16 protein-coding genes and 1 pseudogene are annotated in these 18862 nt (G+C 53.3%); 13 read left to right on the top strand and 4 right to left on the bottom strand.

What is annotated here, in order from left to right:
* The first annotated feature begins 20 nt into the window (after positions 1-20).
* The 12 genes from B5F19_RS11595 to B5F19_RS17195 all read left to right on the top strand — a co-directional run bounded on the left by B5F19_RS11595 (position 21) and on the right by B5F19_RS17195 (position 12373).
* Positions 21-833: a hypothetical protein gene (locus tag B5F19_RS11595; RefSeq protein WP_087290616.1), complete on the top strand. Its 813-nt coding sequence runs from the start codon at positions 21-23 to the stop codon at positions 831-833.
* A 125-nt stretch (positions 834-958) separates the two neighbouring features.
* The gene (locus B5F19_RS11590; RefSeq protein WP_087290614.1) at positions 959-1738 is read left to right on the top strand and encodes an ABC transporter permease; all 780 of its coding nucleotides are present in this window, start codon (positions 959-961) and stop codon (positions 1736-1738) included.
* Positions 1714-2505 carry an ABC transporter ATP-binding protein gene (locus tag B5F19_RS11585; RefSeq protein ID WP_087290612.1) on the top strand — a complete coding sequence of 264 codons (792 nt, stop codon included), beginning with the start codon at positions 1714-1716 and terminating at the stop codon, positions 2503-2505. The genes B5F19_RS11590 and B5F19_RS11585 overlap by 25 nt, the downstream gene beginning before the upstream one ends.
* A 59-nt stretch (positions 2506-2564) precedes the next feature.
* Positions 2565-3632, top strand: coding sequence for an ABC transporter substrate-binding protein (locus tag B5F19_RS11580; protein ID WP_087290610.1), 1068 nt, complete (start codon positions 2565-2567; stop codon positions 3630-3632).
* 272 nt (positions 3633-3904) lie between these two features.
* Positions 3905-5590: a DUF4838 domain-containing protein gene (locus tag B5F19_RS11575; protein ID WP_242972798.1), complete on the top strand. Its 1686-nt coding sequence runs from the start codon at positions 3905-3907 to the stop codon at positions 5588-5590.
* Positions 5591-5602: 12 nt separating this feature from the next.
* Positions 5603-6424 carry a glucosamine-6-phosphate isomerase gene (locus B5F19_RS11570; protein ID WP_087290606.1) on the top strand — a complete coding sequence of 274 codons (822 nt, stop codon included), beginning with the start codon at positions 5603-5605 and terminating at the stop codon, positions 6422-6424.
* Between the two features lie 23 nt (positions 6425-6447).
* Positions 6448-7587 carry an N-acetylglucosamine-6-phosphate deacetylase gene (gene nagA / locus B5F19_RS11565; protein WP_087290604.1) on the top strand — a complete coding sequence of 380 codons (1140 nt, stop codon included), beginning with the start codon at positions 6448-6450 and terminating at the stop codon, positions 7585-7587.
* 60 nt (positions 7588-7647) lie between these two features.
* On the top strand, positions 7648-8874 hold the full coding sequence (locus B5F19_RS11560; protein ID WP_087290602.1) for an ROK family transcriptional regulator: 1227 nt from the start codon (positions 7648-7650) through the stop codon (positions 8872-8874).
* 650 nt (positions 8875-9524) lie between these two features.
* A complete protein-coding gene (locus tag B5F19_RS11550) occupies positions 9525-10049 on the top strand; it encodes a sigma-70 family RNA polymerase sigma factor (protein ID WP_087290598.1) in 525 nt (174 codons plus the stop codon).
* Positions 10046-10726: a DUF4367 domain-containing protein gene (locus B5F19_RS11545; RefSeq protein WP_087290596.1), complete on the top strand. Its 681-nt coding sequence runs from the start codon at positions 10046-10048 to the stop codon at positions 10724-10726. Before B5F19_RS11550 ends, B5F19_RS11545 begins: the two co-directional genes overlap by 4 nt.
* A 66-nt stretch (positions 10727-10792) precedes the next feature.
* On the top strand, positions 10793-11146 hold the full coding sequence (locus tag B5F19_RS11540; RefSeq protein ID WP_140394223.1) for a hypothetical protein: 354 nt from the start codon (positions 10793-10795) through the stop codon (positions 11144-11146).
* A gap of 129 nt (positions 11147-11275) precedes the next feature.
* Positions 11276-12373: a hypothetical protein gene (locus tag B5F19_RS17195; protein WP_140394222.1), complete on the top strand. Its 1098-nt coding sequence runs from the start codon at positions 11276-11278 to the stop codon at positions 12371-12373.
* Positions 12374-13927: 1554 nt separating this feature from the next.
* Here B5F19_RS17195 and B5F19_RS11535 read toward each other — a convergent pair.
* The 3 genes and pseudogenes from B5F19_RS11535 to dinB form a co-directional block, all read right to left on the bottom strand.
* Positions 13928-15081: pseudogene (locus tag B5F19_RS11535) on the bottom strand (IS256 family transposase).
* 307 nt (positions 15082-15388) lie between these two features.
* Positions 15389-15634 carry a hypothetical protein gene (locus B5F19_RS11530; RefSeq protein WP_087290592.1) on the bottom strand — a complete coding sequence of 82 codons (246 nt, stop codon included), beginning with the start codon at positions 15632-15634 and terminating at the stop codon, positions 15389-15391.
* A 3-nt stretch (positions 15635-15637) separates the two neighbouring features.
* Positions 15638-16879, bottom strand: coding sequence for a DNA polymerase IV (gene dinB, locus B5F19_RS11525; RefSeq protein WP_087290590.1), 1242 nt, complete (start codon positions 16877-16879; stop codon positions 15638-15640).
* 165 nt (positions 16880-17044) lie between these two features.
* On the opposite strand from dinB, the gene B5F19_RS11520 reads away from it, so the two are divergent.
* Complete coding sequence (locus tag B5F19_RS11520) at positions 17045-17626, top strand: SOS response-associated peptidase (protein ID WP_087290588.1); 582 nt, start codon at positions 17045-17047, stop codon at positions 17624-17626.
* A 172-nt stretch (positions 17627-17798) separates the two neighbouring features.
* Here B5F19_RS11520 and B5F19_RS11515 read toward each other — a convergent pair.
* A partial coding sequence (locus tag B5F19_RS11515; RefSeq protein WP_087290586.1) for a UDP-glucose--hexose-1-phosphate uridylyltransferase occupies positions 17799-18862 on the bottom strand: 1064 nt, incomplete at its 5' end.

Below are 18862 nucleotides of genomic sequence, written 5' to 3'. Positions count from 1 at the left end.
TGTACGGATGGTGAGGGAACATGATCTACTCTATAAAAAATGAATCTCTCTCAGTGTCCGTGAACAGCAAAGGGGCGGAACTCTGGGATATTCACACGCTGGGCGGGGACTCCGTCTCCTGCCTGTGGGATGGAAACCCGGAGTTTTGGCCCCGGCGGGCCCCAGTCTGCTTCCCCTGGTGCGGAAAGGTGGACGGCGGCTGGTTCTCTGTGGACGGCGTCCGCTACGAAGCCGGCGCCCACGGTTTTGTGCGGGATATGGAGCACAGCCTTGCAGAGGAGGGAGCGGATCATCTCCGCTTCCGGCTGCAGTGGGCCGGCGACCGCATCCGGTGGCCGTGGCCCTTTTCCTTCGAGACCAGTCATGTGCTTGAGGGAAGATTTTTAACCACCACTTGTACGATCAATAATCTTGGAGCAAGCGATATGCCCGTACAGCTGGGATTCCACACCGGACTTCGGTGCCCTTTCACAGCCGGGCGGGGTATCCGCGACTACTGCATCCGCTTCCAAATGCAGGAGAGCCCTGACGGAAGCGACCGGCTTGCTCTTACCGAAAGTCTCTTTGAGAACGACAGCATCTGCTTTTCCAATCTGCAGTCTGAATGGATTCAGTTGGAGGAACTTGATACCGGTCGTTATCTGCGAGTTGCCACGAAGGGCTACCCCTACGTCCTTCTCTGGAGCCTCCCTGAGATTCCCGGCTGGGTCTGCATCGAGCCTTGGACAGGCTACCCGGGCCCGGGTCATCAGCTTGCAGAGCGTCCTGGAGCGATTCTTCTGCCGCCTGGTGCTTCTTTCAGCCGCTCGCAGCGGATAGAGGTATCCATTTGAGCAGGCAATCCTGCCATTAGACTTAGTTGGTTTTCTTACATTTTACACGGATATATGCAGAGTGAAGGGGCAGCCGCATGATTCCGTGCGAAAATGTGAAAAAAGCGCAAAAAGGAAGGTGTCATATGAAAGGGAAGACAAAGAAGAAGGGAATAAGTGACAAGCTCTGGCTGTTGCTCTCGTTCTGCGCAGCGCTGGTAGTTTGGTACTTACTTTCTCTGGGTAAACGGACAGGAAACAGTTTCCCCTTTATCCCTGTGGTAATTGAGGGACTCCAGACCATGATCGACCGCGGTGCGTTCTGGTCTGACCTGTTCAGCAGCTTGACCTCCATCGCAGCGGGCTTCGGCTTAGGCTTCCTCACCGCTGTGCCGGCCGCATTCCTCATGGCCTGGTATATGCCGGTGCGCAAGATCATCGAGCCCTGGATCAACTTCATCCGCAACATCCCCGCCCTGGCGTACGCGCCTCTGATCGTGATTGCGGCCGGCGTCGGCAAGCCCCCCCAGATCATCCTGATTTGGATCTGCACATTCATGACCATGTCCATCACGATTTTCCACGGCATCCGCAGCATTGACAACACTCTGATCAAGGCTGCCCGGGTTCTCGGCGCCAACGATATGGATATCTTCTTCCGTATCATTCTGCCCGCGACTCTGCCCTTCGTCATCACAGCTGTACGGCTGGGTCTGAGTGCTGGCCTGACCACCCTGCTCGCTGCGGAATCCACTGGTGCACAGGGCGGCCTGGGCATGCGGATTCGGAGCCTGCAGACCACCTTCGAGACCGGCGCGATGTTGGCCTACATTATTATCATCGGCATCATCGGACTTCTGTTAAACCTGTTTGTGGACATCATTGAAAGGAGACTGACATCGTGGCAGGAGAGACGCGAAGAGTAAAGCTCAGCATTCAGAATGTAGTAAAAGAGTATAAGGGCGAGCACGGCACGACTGTGGCGCTGAACGGCGTAAACCTGGACATTATGGAGAATGAGTTTGTCTGTGTAGTTGGTCCTTCCGGCTGCGGCAAATCCACTCTGCTAAACATCCTGGCCGGCCTGCACGAGGCCACCAGCGGCGAGTGCTATCTGGACGGCGAGCGAATCGTTGGCACGGACGTAAGACGCGGCGTGGTGTTCCAGCAGTACGCCCTGTTCCCCTGGCTGACCGTTCTGCAGAATGTTATGTTTGGTCCCGAAATGAGGCGCATGCCCAAGGAGCAGTGCTTAGAGATCGCCCGCAAGTACATCAAGCTGGTGGGTCTGGAGGAGTTTGAGAACTCCTTCCCCAAGGAGCTGTCCGGCGGCATGAAGCAGCGTGTGGCCATCGCCCGCGCTTACGCCAACAACCCTGAAGTTCTGCTGATGGACGAGCCGTTCGGTGCTCTGGACGCCCAGACCCGCGCGCAGCTCCAGACTGAGCTTTTGAAGACTTGGGAGGGTGAGAAGAAGACCTGTTTCTTCATCACCCACGACGTAGACGAGGCCATCCTTCTGGCTCAGCGGGTTGTGATCATGTCCGCCCGCCCCGGCCGCATTAAGAAGATCGTGGACGTGGACATCCCCTATCCCCGCGATCAGGGCACCAAGAGCGACCCCCGCTTCATGGAATTGAAGGCTGAGGTCTGGAACGAAGTCTACCAGGAATACCTGGAAGTCCGGAAGTAAAGTTATCTGCCGCTCCGGCGGATCAACGGATAAAACAAACATTTTTAGGAGGAAGAAAAATGAAGAAGAAGCTCACATCTATGCTGCTTGCACTCGCCATGGTCTCTTCTTTGGCCGCGTGCGGCAACGGCGGGTCCAGCTCCGGCTCTGACGCCAGCACTGGCAGCCAGTCCAATTCGTCCAGCACTTCTGCCAGCACCAGTACAAGCACCGGTGCCGAGCCCATCACCCTGCGCATCGGCTACATGCCCAACTATGCCTCTCTGTGGGGCGTCCTGTCCGCCATGAACACCGGTGCCTTCGAGGAGGAGGGCATCACCGTCGAGCTGTGGGAGTTCGCCGACGGTCCTTCTGAGGTGGCCGCTATGGAAGGCGGCAGCATCGACCTGGCCTACATCGGCAAGGGCGCCCACACCCTGTGCATCCAGGGCCGTGCGGTCGTCTTCGCCCCCAGCTCCGTCCACACCAGCGATAAGATCGTTGTGAGCGGCGAGAGCGGCATCGAATCCATCGAGGATCTGGCCGGCAAGCGCATCGCTTTCAACAGCGGCTCCTCCTCTGAGTCCACCATGCAGAGCGCTCTGACCCAGGCCGGCCTGACCGAGGCCGATGTGGAGCTGTTCGACATGGACGTGTCCTACATGGTCTCCGCCATGGTATCCGGCACCGTTGACGCTGCGGTTGCCTGGAATCCCTACACCACCGAGATCCTCAACCAGGTGGAAGGCTCCAAGGAGATCGAGTTCTCCAACGGCTCCATCAACCTGTCCAGCTGGATCTGCCTGCCCGACTATGCCGAGGAGAACCACGACACCCTGGTCCGCTTCTCCCGTGCGCTGTACAAGGGCATGGACTACGGCTCCAACCCCGACAACTGGGAGGAAGTTGCTCAGTGGTGCGCTGACCAGACCAAGACCAGCCTGGAGGCCAACCTGGCCCAGACCGGCGACGCCACTTGGTTTGACATTGCCACTCTGACTTCCAATCTGCAGGACGGCACTATGGAGGGCTATTACGATCACCTCCAGCAGGACTTCCTGGATGGCGAGTCTATTACCGAGGACGAGGTTGTGGATATGAGCACGGTTGTTCTTTATGATGTGATGAGGGAAGCCCTCGGCATCTAAGGTGTTCATCCTGCCTCTCCGCGGATAAAGTAGGCATAGGAACGGACCCTATGGAACGGCTTTTGTCCGGTTCGTAGGGTCCTCTTTATTTGTCATTTTCTTTCTGGGAGGTAATGATGCATATGAAAATTGCCTGCAGCCCCACGGCATCTCAAACAATCCAATTTGCAGCTTCAGAGCTGGAGACATACCTGACGAAAATGCTCCCTTCCACCTCCGACCTCACGTTCCAGCTTGCTGCGTCCAGCCAAGAGCCGCTGGATGGGTTTTCCGTGAAGATCAGGCAGGATGGAGGAGAGATCAGCGGCGTGAACGACCGCAGCGTCCTGCTGGGCGTCTATGACTATCTCCACCACCTGGGCTGCCGATTCCTTGGGCCGGGTAAAGACTGCGAAGTTGTTCCCACCATCTCCATGCAGTCCATCCCCGCAGACTATACCAAGCGCGCCTCCTTCCGCCACCGCGGTGTGTGCATTGAGGGCGCGGACTCCCGTGAAAATATCCTGGCATTCATCGACTGGCTCCCGAAACTCGGATACAACAGCTTCTTCTTCCAGTTCAAAGTGCCGTTTGCTTTCCTGGCCCGCTGGTATCAGCATCAGGGCAACCCGTATCTGCAGCCCAAGCCCTACAGCGTGGAGGACGCGCAGAAGGATACCGCAGATCTGGAGGGAGAGCTGAAAAAGCGGGGACTTCTGCTCCACAAGGCCGGACACGGATGGACCGGCGAAGTCCTGGGCTATGAGACCGTCTCCTGGGATCAGGAGCGGAGCCCCCTCACCCCGGAGAAGCAGGCCATGACGGCTGAAATCGCGGGCAGGCGTGAATTGTGGCAGGGCAGTCCCGCAAACACCAATCTTTGTTTTCACAACGGCGATTCGATAGACATTTTTGCTGATCTGGTGGTACAATACGCAAAGAGCAATCCGGCCGTAGACTACCTGCATGTCTGGCTGGCCGACGAATACAACAACGTCTGCGAGTGCTGCGGGTGCCGGCAGACGACGCCCTCCGATCAATATGTCTCCCTGCTCAATGAGATCGACCGCCGCCTGACCGCGGAAAAGCTGTCAACGCGGATCGTCTTCCTGCTCTATCAGGAACTGCTCTGGCCTCCCACCAAGGAGAAGCTAGAGAATCCCGACCGCTTCGTGCTGATGTTCGCACCCATCAGCCGGACCTTTGAGGCCTCCTACGATTTAAGCGGGCCGGAGGTTCCCATCCCGGCATTTGAGCGCAACCACATTGTTCTTCCTACCAACCTCCAAGAGAATCTGGCGTTCCTCCGCGGCTGGCAGCAGCTCTTCCACGGGGACAGCTTCGTGTACGACTACCCCCTGGGGCGCGCCCACTACGGCGACTTCGGATACGTCCACATCGCCCGCGTGATTTCCAGCGACATCAAGCAGCTTCATAAGATGGGGCTGGACGGGTACATCAGCTGCCAGGAGCTCCGCGTGGTCTTCCCCAACGCGCTGCCCAACTACGTTATGGGCTATACCTTATTCGACGAGTCCGCCGATCCCCAGGCACTGATTCAGGAATACTTCTCCGCGGCGTACGGCGAGCGCGCGGACCAGGTCCTGTCGTACTTGAATGAGCTGTCCACCCTCAGCAGCTGCGACTACCTCAACGGCAAGGGAGCGCGCACAGATCCGGCGATTGCAGAGCGTATGGAGCAGATATCCCGGCTCTGCCAGAGCGCTTCCCTGGACGTCCCCAAGGACGGCTCCCCTCTGTTCTGGGAGATCCTGCAGTACCATCGGGAGTATATCCTGGCGCTGAGCCGCGCCATGGGCGCGCTGGCCGGGGGTGATGCTCAGCAGGCGGCTGCCGGCTGGTATGAGATGCGGGATCTGATCTGCAAAAATGAACAGAAGTATCAGCCCTACCTGGATGTCTACCGCATTTTGGAAGTAACAAGAAAATATACCGGTTTTCCTCTCTCTGAGGAATGAAAGGAGTACGTTATGCGTCACGAATATTATTACTATACCAAAGAGGAGCTCCTCAAGGCCCCCAAGCTGCCCATCCAGGTGCTGGAGGACAATCAGGCGGTATTCAAGGCCATCGCCCAGGAGATGGTGGATGAGATCAAGAGAAAGAATGCTCTGGGCGAGCGCACCGTGTTCATTTGCCCGGTGGGCCCCGTCGGCCAGTACCCCTACTTCGTGGACATGGTCAACCAGGAGAATATCAGCCTGAAAAACGTCTGGTTCCTGAATATGGACGAGTATCTGACGGACGATCAGGAGTGGATCGACCATGACCACCCCCTGAGCTTCCGCGGCTTCATGGACCGCACCGTCTACACCAAGCTCAAGCCCGAGCTGGTGATGCCGGAGGAGCAGCGCGTCTTCCCGGACCCGAAGAATCCGGACCGTATGGGTCAGCTGATCGCCGAGCTGGGCGGCGTGGATATCTGCTTTGGCGGAATCGGCATCAACGGCCACCTCGCCTTCAACGAGGCGCAGGATGAGCTGACTCCGGAGCAGTTCAAGGAGCTGCACACCCGCGTTCTGAAGATCACGCCGGAGACCCGCACCGCCAACGCCATCGGCGACTTCAACGGCGCTCTGGACGACATGCCTCGCTGGTGCGTTACCATTGGCATGAACGAGATCTACAACGCCCGCAAGATCCGTCTCGGCTGCTTCCGGGACTGGCACCGCAGCGTGGTGCGCCACGCCGCCTACGGCGAGGTCTCCGCGCACTTCCCGGTCACCATCCTCCAAAATCACCCCGACGCCCTGCTTCGCTTTACTGAATTTGTTGCCAATCTGCCCGACTGATTCTGCTGAAATAGGTGATACCAATGAACGGTACATATATCATAAATGGTCAAGTTTATATTGATCACACATTCCAGAAAAAGACCATTTATATTCAGGACGGAACGATCAATCTGCTGGAGACGGACTGCCAGACCAGCGGAACGGTGTTCGACGCCGCCGGCCGCAGGATCGTTCCCGGCTTTATCGACATCCACACCCATGGCGCTGTGGGCGTCGACGTCAACGGCGCGTCGGCAGAGGACCTGGAGAAGATCGGAAAGTTCTTTGCGAAAAACGGAACCACCTCCTGGCTGGCGTCCATCCTGACGGATACCGAGGAGCAGACAAGCCGCGCAATCTCCCAGTGCATCGAATACCAGGCTTCCGCCGGGAAAGGCGCGCAGCTGCTGGGCATCCACCTGGAGGGCCCGTTCCTCGCCTCTGAGTTCAAGGGCGCCATGCCGGAGCATCTGCTGAAAAAAGGCTCCGCGGACTTGGCTGTCTCCTACCAGCGCCAGGCCAACGGGAACATTCGGTATATCACAGTCTCCCCCGAGGTTGAGGGCGTTCTGGAGCTGATCCCCAGACTCCGGGAGCTGGGCATTGTTGTGGCGATGGGGCATTCCGGCGCAGATTACGACACCGCCATGGCTGCCATCCAGGCCGGAACCTCCGCCTGCACGCACACCTTCAACGCGATGGCGCCGCTCCATCAGCACCGCCCCGCCATTATCGGGGCCGCTCTGGAGTCGGACGTCTACTGTGAAATGATCTGCGACGGCCTCCACCTGCACCCCGCCATTGTCCGCCTGCTCTGGAAGACCAAGGGACCGCAGCGTCTCGTTGCCATTACCGACTCCATCATGGCCGCCGGCCTGCCGGATGGAAACTACCATCTGGGGGTCAATCAGGTGGTCGTGGAGAAGGGGGACGCCAAGCTGGCCTCCGACGGGACGCGCGCCGGCAGTACGCTGACGCAGGACCGGGCGCTGAGAAACCTGCTCTCCTTTACCGGGCTGTCCCTGGAGGAGATCCTCCCAGTGCTCACCGAAAACCCCGCCAAGCTGATCGGCGTGTACGATCGGAAGGGCTCGATCGAAGATGGGAAGGACGCAGACCTTGTCGTATTGGACGAGCAGAATCAAGTCGCCGACGTATTTCTTCAGGGTATCCGCCTTTGATCCTCAAAACTGAGCTTTAAACCAGACTGGTCCGTCTTATTAGATTAAGAGGTGGTTTTCATGCAAAGTATTCAACGAAGCGTCTTGCCGGGAACATGGTCCGCAAGCACATCCGAAGTACTCAAAACAATCTATTACCGCGGCCCTATCAAGCGCTCTGAAATAGCAGATCTGCTTGGACTGACCAAGGCCACGATCACCACCAACGTCAATTATCTGATTGCGGCCGGTCTGGTAAAAGAGGACGAGAAGCCCGTCCTTGATTCCAACAGCTTGGGAAGAAAAGCGCGGCGAGTGAGCATTGTCCCGGATGCAAAGCACTATGTGGGCATCGAGATCCGAGGCTACAAAAGAGTCATATGCGTCCGCAACCTGATGGGTAAAACGATCTATGCCAACCAGGATAACCGGCTGTTCCACGGCTATGATGAGAATGTGAAATTGGGGTGCAGCATGCTCCAGGAGGCCCTGGACGCCTGCGGATTCACCCTGAACGACATTTCCGGCATTGGCTTTTGTATGCCCGGCGTCGTCAACAGCGAGGACGGGATTCTGGATACCCTGCCCAGCTTTGGCTGGCGGGATAAGCCCGTCCGGGATGATGTGAGAGCTCTGACCGGCTACAGCGGTCCCATCAGTATTGAAAACAACGCCTGTGCCCGGGCCTACGGGCTCCGGCTGACCCAGCGGGAGCTTCTGAAGGACATTCACAATTTTACGTACTTCTTCATCTCCCGAGGCATCGCATGTCCTCTGTTTCTGGACACCAGCAATGTCGTCGGCTCCGTTGTCGGCGCCGGTGAGGTCGGCCATATGATCATGCAACCGAACGGCCTGCTCTGCAGCTGCGGAAACCGCGGGTGCCTGGAGGCGTACTCCAGCGACGTGGCAGTCATCACCCGCTGTAAAGAGGCGATGGACCACGGCGAGGCGAAGCTGCTCCGCAGTCTCTGCCAGGGGGAGCCGCCTACCATGCAGAATATCATATCCGCCCAGATGGAGGGCGACGAGGACGTGCGGCGCATTGTGGAGAGCGCGGTCAACATGCTGGGCCTCGCAGTGGCCAACGTGGTCAACTTCGCCAGCTCCCGCATCATGTTCATCGACGGCGTGCTGTTTGGCGTGCCGGAGAACAGGGAGCTGCTCTTGAATGTCATCCACACAAATCTCTGCAATGCGCTCCACCCCGGCACGGAGTTCCGCTTTGTGGAGCCAAATGACTACAGCGGAGCCAACGGCGCCGCGGCGCTTGCCATTCACGACAGCTTGACATACGGCGATTTTTAATTGGAGCTCTGTAACAGATCCCCAAAGTAAACAGGCGCGGACTGCAAAGTTGCAGTCCGCGCCTGTTTTAGCAGTTTCAGAGAATACGAAATTGGGCCAGCTTCATGGAAGGAGCGGCTCCATCAGTTTAGCAATGACCAGGACACAGAAAACAGCAAATACCCAGGACAGCAGTATCTTCACTGTACTATTCGATAAAAACTTCCCGATAGACCGGCCGGTCTGCGCAAAATAATGGAGCCCCAAGTAAGTAACAATGAATATCAGAATACCGATTCCCACAAGAGCAAGCCTCAGAAGGATCGGAAGCAAAATCTCGGCTGTCATTGGACTCTCCCCCCTTCAATATACTGAGAACACAGCATGTGCTGTTGACGCTGAATGCCAGGATTCTCCCTGAAATAGTATATAATTTCCATACAAAAGTCAATATTTCTTTCTTGCGTTCTAAAATGTCCCCGTTTCAAAACACATCTGCTTCCCTGATCCGGCTCTCCGATGCATACAGCATCTTATCCGAGGGGCATCCCCCGCAGCTGAATTTGGACTCCGTGTTGTCAAAAATTAAAAATAATCTGCAAACACCTGGACGAATTCCAATTTCCCCCTTATTATTATAATGGGATTATTTTCAGGACGGTGTTTCCAGTATGCTCATCTATTTACAGATTATAGAGACGGATGAAGAAAAATCGAAGTTTGAATCCATATATAAAGCCTATCGAGGTCTTATGTACCACGTAGCCTTTGAACGTATGCATCATGAACAAGATGCAGAGGATGTAGTGCACCACGTCTTTATGAAAATTGCAGAAAATATTAAAATCATTGAGCCGGTCAGTCCAAGAACCAAGCAGCTCGTCGTAACTATGGTAAACAACCATGTAACCGATGTGTTTCGCAGCAGAGGCCGACACCCTACCGCTGCATACGATGAGGAGTTGCTGAACATGCCTTCAACAGTATCTCCTGATTGTGAAAATCTGTTGACTGAGTGTATCTTGAAACTGCCTGAGCAACAGCGAATGGTAATCTGGCTAAAATACGTATACGGATATAACCTGCATGAGATAGCAAAATTACTTGGGATTTCGCTTTCATGGGCCCAGAAGATTGATCAACGGGCTAAAAAGAAGCTCGAAGCCCTTTACCGCGAAGGAGGTGGCACCTTTTGATTTCAGACAGCATGCTTCGCAGTGCGGCAAAAAAGTCCTGCGAAATCTATGTGAATCAGCTGGAGTCCGGCTATGATCCGAAAACACAGCATGAGTTCTCACCAGAGTTTGAAAAGAAAATCAAGAGACTGAGGCGCAAGGCAAACCATCCTATTGTATATCGTTCACTGCAGCGTATCGCATCGATCATCCTTGTTTGCCTGATCGCCTGCGGCGCATGGTTCACTGTTGATGCCGAAGCCAGGTCGGCATTCTTTGGATGGGTCAAAGAAATCTATGAAACGTATTTTGTCTACCGCTTTGAAGGCAACGCTGACTATAGTGAGAGTTCAGTAGCTTACCGACCCACATGGCTCCCGGAAGGCTATACAGAGTTTTACGTTGATGACATAGATGCTACTACAGTTGTATCGTATCAAAATACGGATGGACTTTTATTAACATTTCGGTACACTCATAATCCAAATGAAACTGATTGGTTCATTGATGCTACGCATGCAGTAATCAAAGAAACCACCGTAAATGGCTATCCCGCCGAAATCCTTTTGGCAGACAACATAACTACTGCCAGCGTAATCGCCTGGACAGATGAACAAGATTCTGCCTTTTATGTCTCTGGCTTTTTAAGTGAAAGCGAACTCATCAAGATCGCAGAAAATATCCAACCACTAAAATAATTTTTCAGCTGTCCAAAACCGCCCCCTTTCTTCGTATTAAATAAACGGAGAAAGGGGGTGACTGTTTTGAGAAAACGGATAATTTGTATGATGCTCCTCATCACCATGGCCTTTGTGATCCCTGCCAATGCCGCCTCCACACGCGCCATCTCTGTAGAACCTGATATCAACTTTGACGGCACAAGGGCAACCTGCAGTGTTCTCATCTTTGGTGATCGGACAACGGACGAGATCGTGGCTACTATGGAACTGCGGCAGGGGGGCCGGCTCATTGATGATTGGAGTGCCTCCGGATATGGAATCCTTAAAATCAGCGAGACTGCAACTGTAGCCAGAAACACAACCTATACGCTGGAGATTGATTATTCAATTAACGGCGTTAGCAAGACCCCGGTATCTATTTCGCGGACAAATAGATAGAAATGCAACTTGTACACATATCAATCTAACTGGGCCTCAACTTTTACAAAGGACGTTGAGATTAGCCCAAGAAGCAATTAACTCGCACAAGATGTTCCCTATCATATGCTTTGTTTAATGGAGGCTAACATGAAAAAAGTATCTACTATTCTACTTTCATCACTTCTCTGTATTACTTGTTCCGTACCAGCATCTGCTTCTTCTCCCCTCCTCGATCAAATGTCTCCGACTGAAATTAGCACAGAAACCCTAGTTATTGATGGCAATACTTTTCCTATTGTAGAGCGCATTGATAACTCTCACACTGTAACAAGAACCTACGAATCTGATTCCCCTGTCGCAGTTAAATCTATTGATACAACTAAGTCTCTCTTAATTTCCTTAGGAATGAATGAAGAAAGTATCAATAAACTTTCGACTGATGCCTTAAATTTCTTGGCTGAAAGTGACGATATCAGCATTTCCGTTTCATATTCTAGTTTTGATGCTGCAACCGGGGAATTGACCTATCTTCCTAAAGAAGAAGCTTTACAAGCTGCTGCTGAACTCTCTGCACAACAGGATGCCTACATCTCAGAACACGGCTATCCTTCAGTCCCGGAAATTTCAACTTTTGGAACAAAGCCAAATGAAAGCGATGTGCCAGGTGAATTTTTGGACTCTTATATGGAAATGACACACACTGTTGCACATAAAGGTGCTGGTAAGTATCTATTTACAACAGATGCAACCTGGCTCACTATGCCCTTTTTCCGTGGCTATGATTCGATTGGCTCTTGTGCTATGGACTGTACTGTTACTCCATCCACCGCTGAGGGGAGCATTACATACGATATAGCCTATGTTATGGCTGGTTCTGAAACCACATACAGTGATGACGAAGAGACAATTGGTGATATTCAATGGAAGAGTAAGGAGGGTTGGGCTGGTATTGCTGGTGTCTTTAATCTGCCAGACAACGTAGTAAGTGATTATGTTGGCGGAATGGATATTATTTATTCTAATGTCCATGCACATTTTGAATATTCCGGTCATGTAGCATCGCCCGATGAAACAAGGTGGTTTAATAGTATCGCAACGTATGATCATTCCACTTTCAACATAGATGTTTCATCTCCTACTGTAGGAATTGATTTATCTGGGAACGTCTCTGCGTCAATAGGGCTCTCGCTTAACCGGTCAACGGATACACGCAATGCTATTGTAGAAGTAACCCATTCTGCGTAGTAATTAATCTATACATTATTGCTCTACAGTGTAGTATGTGGGGAAATATAAATATTACACCAGGGTGTATAATTATATCAAAGTAATTGGACGATACATCCAGGTATACAATTGCAAATTTATTTGGATTAAAATAGGGGAAGAGTCGCTTATGCGACACTTCCCCTGCTAAATCAAAATTTGAGGCTACACCAAATTTTGTGTAACCATCCAATGCGGTGTAGATAGATGCACTACACAGAAGATTTTACATATGACTAGCAAGAACTGCACCACGGAAAAATACCCATCGAGAAAAAATCTGTGTGTTGCAGCAGATAGCAAATATCGGCAGTATGAACGACATCCAGAATCTGTTCAAGACAGATCATTTCGAGATTCATGAAAAATGACTTGGGGGCAGAACTGGATGACGAGTTGGGCTACCCAGCCCCCCTGGTGTAACGTTGTTGAAAAGACGGCAGCCGGATTTCTCGGCAGCCATTCTGAATAAATTTTGCTCTATTTGCACCTCTAAATGGAGTATGAACAGAATTTGGGATTGGTCCCAATATTTCTAAGAAGGAGGTTTTTTGTGCTGTCTCGATAGTCTGAAACAGCTCAAAAATTGTATTCTATTCAAGAGGGAAATTGTGTATAGTGGAAGGGCATGAGCATTAGATCAGATAGGCGGTGGAAAACAGGACAGGAGACTAACTCGCCAAGGCTTGGAAGCGAGAGACTGTTAATATTGTTGGAAAGAAAATGTTTTATATGCTCCCTCCCTATATTATTTTCTTGTCTGCCTTATTGGGAACATATCATCCATCCCGCGGCAGACACGGTAAACGATTTTAAGCATAACACATCCCCTCGAAACAGTATTTGTGGGAACAGGCAGGGACTGGCCGCTCACTGAAAGATTGAAGTAGTCCGTCTCTCCAAAGATAAGGTTACAGGGTTTTATGCCCTACTCATTGGTGCTTGAAAGAGTGGCCGGCACACATACAAATTCAGTCCAGCCGAAACTGAGCCTACTCACCTCCACGTGCTATGTAGTGTGTCTGCTCCCTCAAGCACATTCTAACAAATTTTGACTTGCTGCGTTAGAGGTGCTGGGTTTCATTCCCTTTGGGGCATTGGAGCGCAGCGGAAAGGTATGGTCATACATATGAAAACTATTTGTTCAATGTTAATCGTCTTTGGAGTTTATGCTGTATGTATAAATTTGGGATGGAGCGGATTCTTGGGAAATACGATTATTGATATGACAGTGGTAGGACTAATAATAAATGAATTAACAAAGAAAAAGAAATAAAGATTTGGAAAACCTCAATAGATGTGGTGAATATCTGAACCAACAAAAGCGGCCTATAGATACCCCTTTATAGGTGTATACTGGGTATATCCAAAATTCTGTGTAAACTCCATATAAGGTGGAAAACAGAGCAAAACTGATATGGGACGGCAGCGGCTTGTCCGACTGCCGCCTTGTCAACAACATAACGCGTGCGGGGCGGGAAGTCAAGGGCAGCGAAGCCGTACATTTACCCTTGACATTCTGGCCCGGTGGTGTCACTCAGGCATAGACTCAGCGAAAAAGGCTGCCATCTGGGCGTGGATCACGCTCCAACCCTGGCGGCGGCCTGTCCATTTTTTGGTAATATCCATCATAGCCAGATATAGCATTTTCAGCAGGCTGTCATGGGGAATACCGATTTTTCCTTAGTGCCCTTGCGCAGCTGCCGGTTGAATCCCTCAATGGCGTTGGTGGTGTAGATGAGCCGCCGCACTTCCTGTGGATATTTGAAATAGGTGCTGAGGTTGGCCCAGTTATTCCGCCAGGATTGAGAGATTTTGGGGTGTTTCTTGTCTCAGCGCTCCCCGAAGGTATCTAGGGCATCCAAGCAGCCTGCTCACCCACGGCAGCGTAGACCGCTTTCAAGTCGGCCAAGAGGGCCTTCAGGTCCTCGTAGGACACATACTTGCTGGAATTGCGCAACTGGTGGATGATGCAGTTCTGAAGCTCAGTTTTGGGGAATGTGGCGTGGATGGCTGCGTCAAATCCAGTCAAGTTGTCCGTACAGGCGATAAAAATGTCCTCCACGCCCCGGTTTTTCAGGCTATTGAGTACGGAAGCCCAAAACTTGGCGCTCTCGTTCTCCCCGCCCCACATACCCAGCACATCCTTCCGGCCATCCAGATCGATGCTAATGGCGATATATACCGCCTTCTTCACGATCTGCCCCTCGCTGCGGACATGGCAGTGGATGGCATCCAGAAAAACCACAGCATAGATGGCCTCCAACGGCCGCTGCTGCCACTCGCGATGGGCAGGATCTTGTTCGTGATCCGGCTCACCGTGCTGTCTGAGACCGAGAGCCTGTAAATATCCTGGATATGAGCTTCAATATCGCCGGTGGTCATCCCCTTGGTGTACATAGACAAAATCTTTTCCTCAATATCCTGGCTGATACTAGTCTGATTCTTTTTCAGCACCTGCGGCTCAAATTCCCCCTTCCGATCCCGGGGCACAGAAACCTCTACATCTCCAAAGCTGGTACGCAGCGTCTTGCCGCTGTGTCCGTTGCGGCTATTGTCTGTGTCCTTGTTTTTATGTTGCAGCCCAGTTCTTCATCCAGTTCCGCCTCCAGGCCGTTCTCCATGAACTCGGCAATGGTTTCTTTGAACAGGTTCTGGATGTCATCCATGCTACCGATGTTTGCCATCTGCAGCAGTTCACGGTTTTTCTCTCGGCGAGCGTTTTCTTCTGGGGTGCGATTCTTTCTGGCCATAGTAAAACCTCCAATGTGCTGCTCCTATTCTACACCACATTAGAGGTTTACACAAAGTTTGGGGTGGACTCATTCGATCCCACCTACGCCTAACTATAAAAGGGTCATATAATCGCACCAGATCATCAGCACAAAATTTATAATTAAATATAGCCCCTCATGACATAAGAAACATCGGGAATATCCTACCCGGATATTCCCGATGTTTTTCTCTGTATTCTACTCACTTTCTCAGGAGTATTCATCCTTTTGCCTCTACGAACCAAATCCCCTTTTCCATCCACAGATAGGTTACCTGTCCATTGATCTGGCAGGTGTAGCGGTCACCCACACCGCCCACCCGCTGGCATGCTGCCCGCCGAACGTCCAGCACGCGGTCAACCGGATATTTATGTTCCTCATCGAACTCAATCACCAGCGGGCGCAGCTTGCCCTCTGTATCAAAGCGAACGACGACCGGTACATATTGTTTTCTGCGCTTGTCCATGGTCTATCCTCCAAAGTAGCTTACCGGATGAATGGTGTGATCCTTCACATTGATATGCCCCAGGAGCGGATCACTGTCCACAATAGCCCGCCGGATGCTCATATAGCCGTATCGCTGACGCAAACGATCCACAGCCGCGTCGATCCGCTCCCATTTATCCCGTCTTTGCTCATCCGCATAGAGTGACATCTGGGCAGTTCCCTCCGCCTCCACCAGCCCGGCGCCGCGCAGTCCAATGCTGCGGATCGGCCGCTCCCACCGGTAATTGCGCTGAAATAGAGACATCCCTACTTCCGTTAACTCCTGGCTGGAGCAGGACGGCGCCGGCAGCTTCCGCTGGCGGACAATGGAACAGAGTTCTGTATCCCGTACATAGAGCTCCACCACTGTGCACCGGGAGGCCAGTTCCCGCATTCGGGCACAGACGCTCTCTGCCAGAAGATAGAGCATGAGTTTTACATCCTCCTCTGTCGTCAGATCTCGGGGGGTAGTCGCGCTGTTGCCGACGCTCTTGATGTTGGGAATATGATCGCTGCGTTGAACAGGAGAAGTGTCCCACCCATTGGCGAAGCTATGGAGAATCGCTCCCATTTTTCCCAACCGCCGCACCAGGACGTCTACCGGACTCTCCGCCAAGCGGCCAATGGTGTAGATCCCAATGGATCGCAGTTTCTTTGAAGTGGCAGGACCCACATAAAGCAAGTCCTCAACTGGCAATGGGTAGACGATTTCCTTGTAGTTATCCCGCTCAATCCTCGTGATAGCATCTGGCTTTTTATAGTCGCTCCCCAGCTTGGCGGTGATCTTATTGTCCGACACGCCGATACTGGCCGTAATACCCAATTCAAATTTGATCCGGTCGCTGATCTCCCGGGCAATAGTCATGGGATCTCCAAAAAGACCTACGCTGCCAGTCACGTCCAGCCAGCTCTCGTCCAGGCCGAACGGTTCAATCTGGTCTGTGTAATCTTCATAGATCTCTCGAGCCATACAGCTGAATCGGATATACTCCCCCATATCAGGGGGCAGAATCTCCAGGGTCGGGCACCGCTGTCTGGCCTGCCAGATTACCATGCCCGTCTTGACTCCGTAGGGTTTGGCCAAATAGTTTGCTGTCAGTACAATACCGTGCCGCTCCTCCTGGCTGCCGCAGACTGCCAGCGGCTTATTCCGCAGTTCCGGGTGCCGCTGCATCTCAACAGAGGCATAAAAACAGTTCATATCACAATGCAGAATATGCCTCATTCTGTTGCTCACCTCCTGACCTTCCGATTTTAGTTTAGAACATTTGTTCTAATTGTCAAGAGGAATTTTCTGGTTCCAGCCGCAGGCAGGGACAGAGCCGCTTTTTCATGGTATACTATATTTTGTACCTCAGCGTACAACTTGTTGCACAAGGGGCCATAGAGAATGTGTGGACGCTATGAGTTTACAGTTGAACAATGTGCGGAAATTCGTCAAATCGTTGATGCGATTCAGCGCAAAGTCGGGGCTGCGCAGTGGTCGCCTGGAGAGATACGGCCATCGTCCCGGGCCCCAGTACTGGTATCGGTAAATCATGCGCCGACGCCCCTTTTGATGAAGTGGGGCTATCAGCTGCCGGGCACTCTGGTGATCAATGCCCGCTCAGAAACAGCCGCGGAGAAACCACTTTTCCGAAAGAGCCTGGCCGCAAGACGCTGTGTAATTCCATCCACTGCATTCTATGAGTGGGATGCCGCCAAACGAAAGTACCAGTTCACTCTTCCCGGTGAAAATATTCTCTACATGGCCGGACTTTATGATCACAGGGACGGCGAGGACTGTTACTGCATCCTGACCACGGCTGCCAATCCATCCGTGCAGCCCATTCATAACCGGATGCCGCTGGTGCTTCCTCAACCAGCTGCTGATCGCTGGCTTTTGGACGACGCCGCAGTGAACTCGATCCTTACGATGGTCCCCCCGCTGCTCCATAAGACTTCTGCAGAGCAGCAACTGAGTTTGTGGTAGTTCTCTCTCAAAGTGAAACTCGAGGCGTGCCATCTCTGCGAGGCACCTGTAAGTTGCAAAAGCCCCGCTCAGTCCAAGACCAAGCGGGGCATCCGCAAATATTTTTTAGTATCTATCTTCTTTTGAGAGGTACACTGTCCATAAGCAAAGATCCCTTTACTAAGAAAGAAGATCAAGATATCTGATACAAAAAGCGCAGGAAAGCCGCCTGTCCCTCCTGGGTGCGCTTATAGACGCCGGCGCACTCCAGCACCTGGGCAAAGACCAGGCCGGTCTCCTTGCGCACGATGTCCATGGCGTTGTCCGCCGTGAAGGTGTAGTTGGGGGCAAAGCCCTCCGCCCAGTCGGCGTGAGCCGCCGTCAGGGGGTCCTCCCGCAGATCGCCGCCGGTGACCAGCTTGTCCGCCACTGCGGCCAGCTCCGCCTTCAGGCGGGCGGGGAGGACGGCCAGCCCCATCACCTCGATGAGGCCGATGTTCTCCTTTTTGATGTGGTGGAGCTCCGCGTGGGGGTGGTAGAGCCCCAGCGGGTGCTTCGGCGTGGTCAGGTTGTTGCGCAGCACCAGGTCCAGCTCATAGTCCTCCCCCCGCCGGCGGGCGATGGGAGTGATGGTGTTGTGGGGCTCTCCGTCGGTCTCGGCCAAAATCATGGCGCTCTCGTCGGTATAGCCCCGCCAGGAGGTGAGAATGCGGTCGGCCAGGTCCACCAGCCGGTCCGGCTGGGGGGCGGTGAGGCGGATGACCGACATGGGCCACTTGACGATGCCCGCCCGGACGTCCTCATACCCCGGGAAGGAGATGGCGGTCTCCACCGGGGCCTTCTCCATGGCGAAGGTGTACCGCCCGCCCTGGAAGTGGTCGTGGGCCAGGATGGAGCCGCCCACGATGGGCAGGTCCGCGTTGGAGCCCACGAAGTAGTGAGGGAACTGCCCCACAAAGTCCAGCAGCTTGGCAAAGCAGGAGCGGTCAATTTTCATGGGGACGTGCTCCCGGTTCAGGCAGATGCAGTGCTCGTTGTAGTACACATAGGGGGAGTACTGTAAAAACCAGGGGGAGCCGTTGATGGTGATGGGCACGATGCGGTGGTTCTGCCGGGCCGGGTGGTTCACCCGTCCGGCGTAGCCCTCGTTCTCGGCGCACAGCTGGCACCGGGGGTAGTTGGAGGCGGGCAGGTTCCGGGCGGCGGCGATGGCCTTGGGGTCCTTCTCCGGCTTGGACAGGTTGATGGTGATGTCCA

Source organism: Pseudoflavonifractor sp. An184 (genome assembly GCF_002160305.1).
Lineage (GTDB): Bacteria > Bacillota > Clostridia > Oscillospirales > Oscillospiraceae > Lawsonibacter > Lawsonibacter pullicola.
Note: the sequence above shows the minus strand (reverse complement) of the source record. Positions and strands in the feature narration are given on the sequence as shown.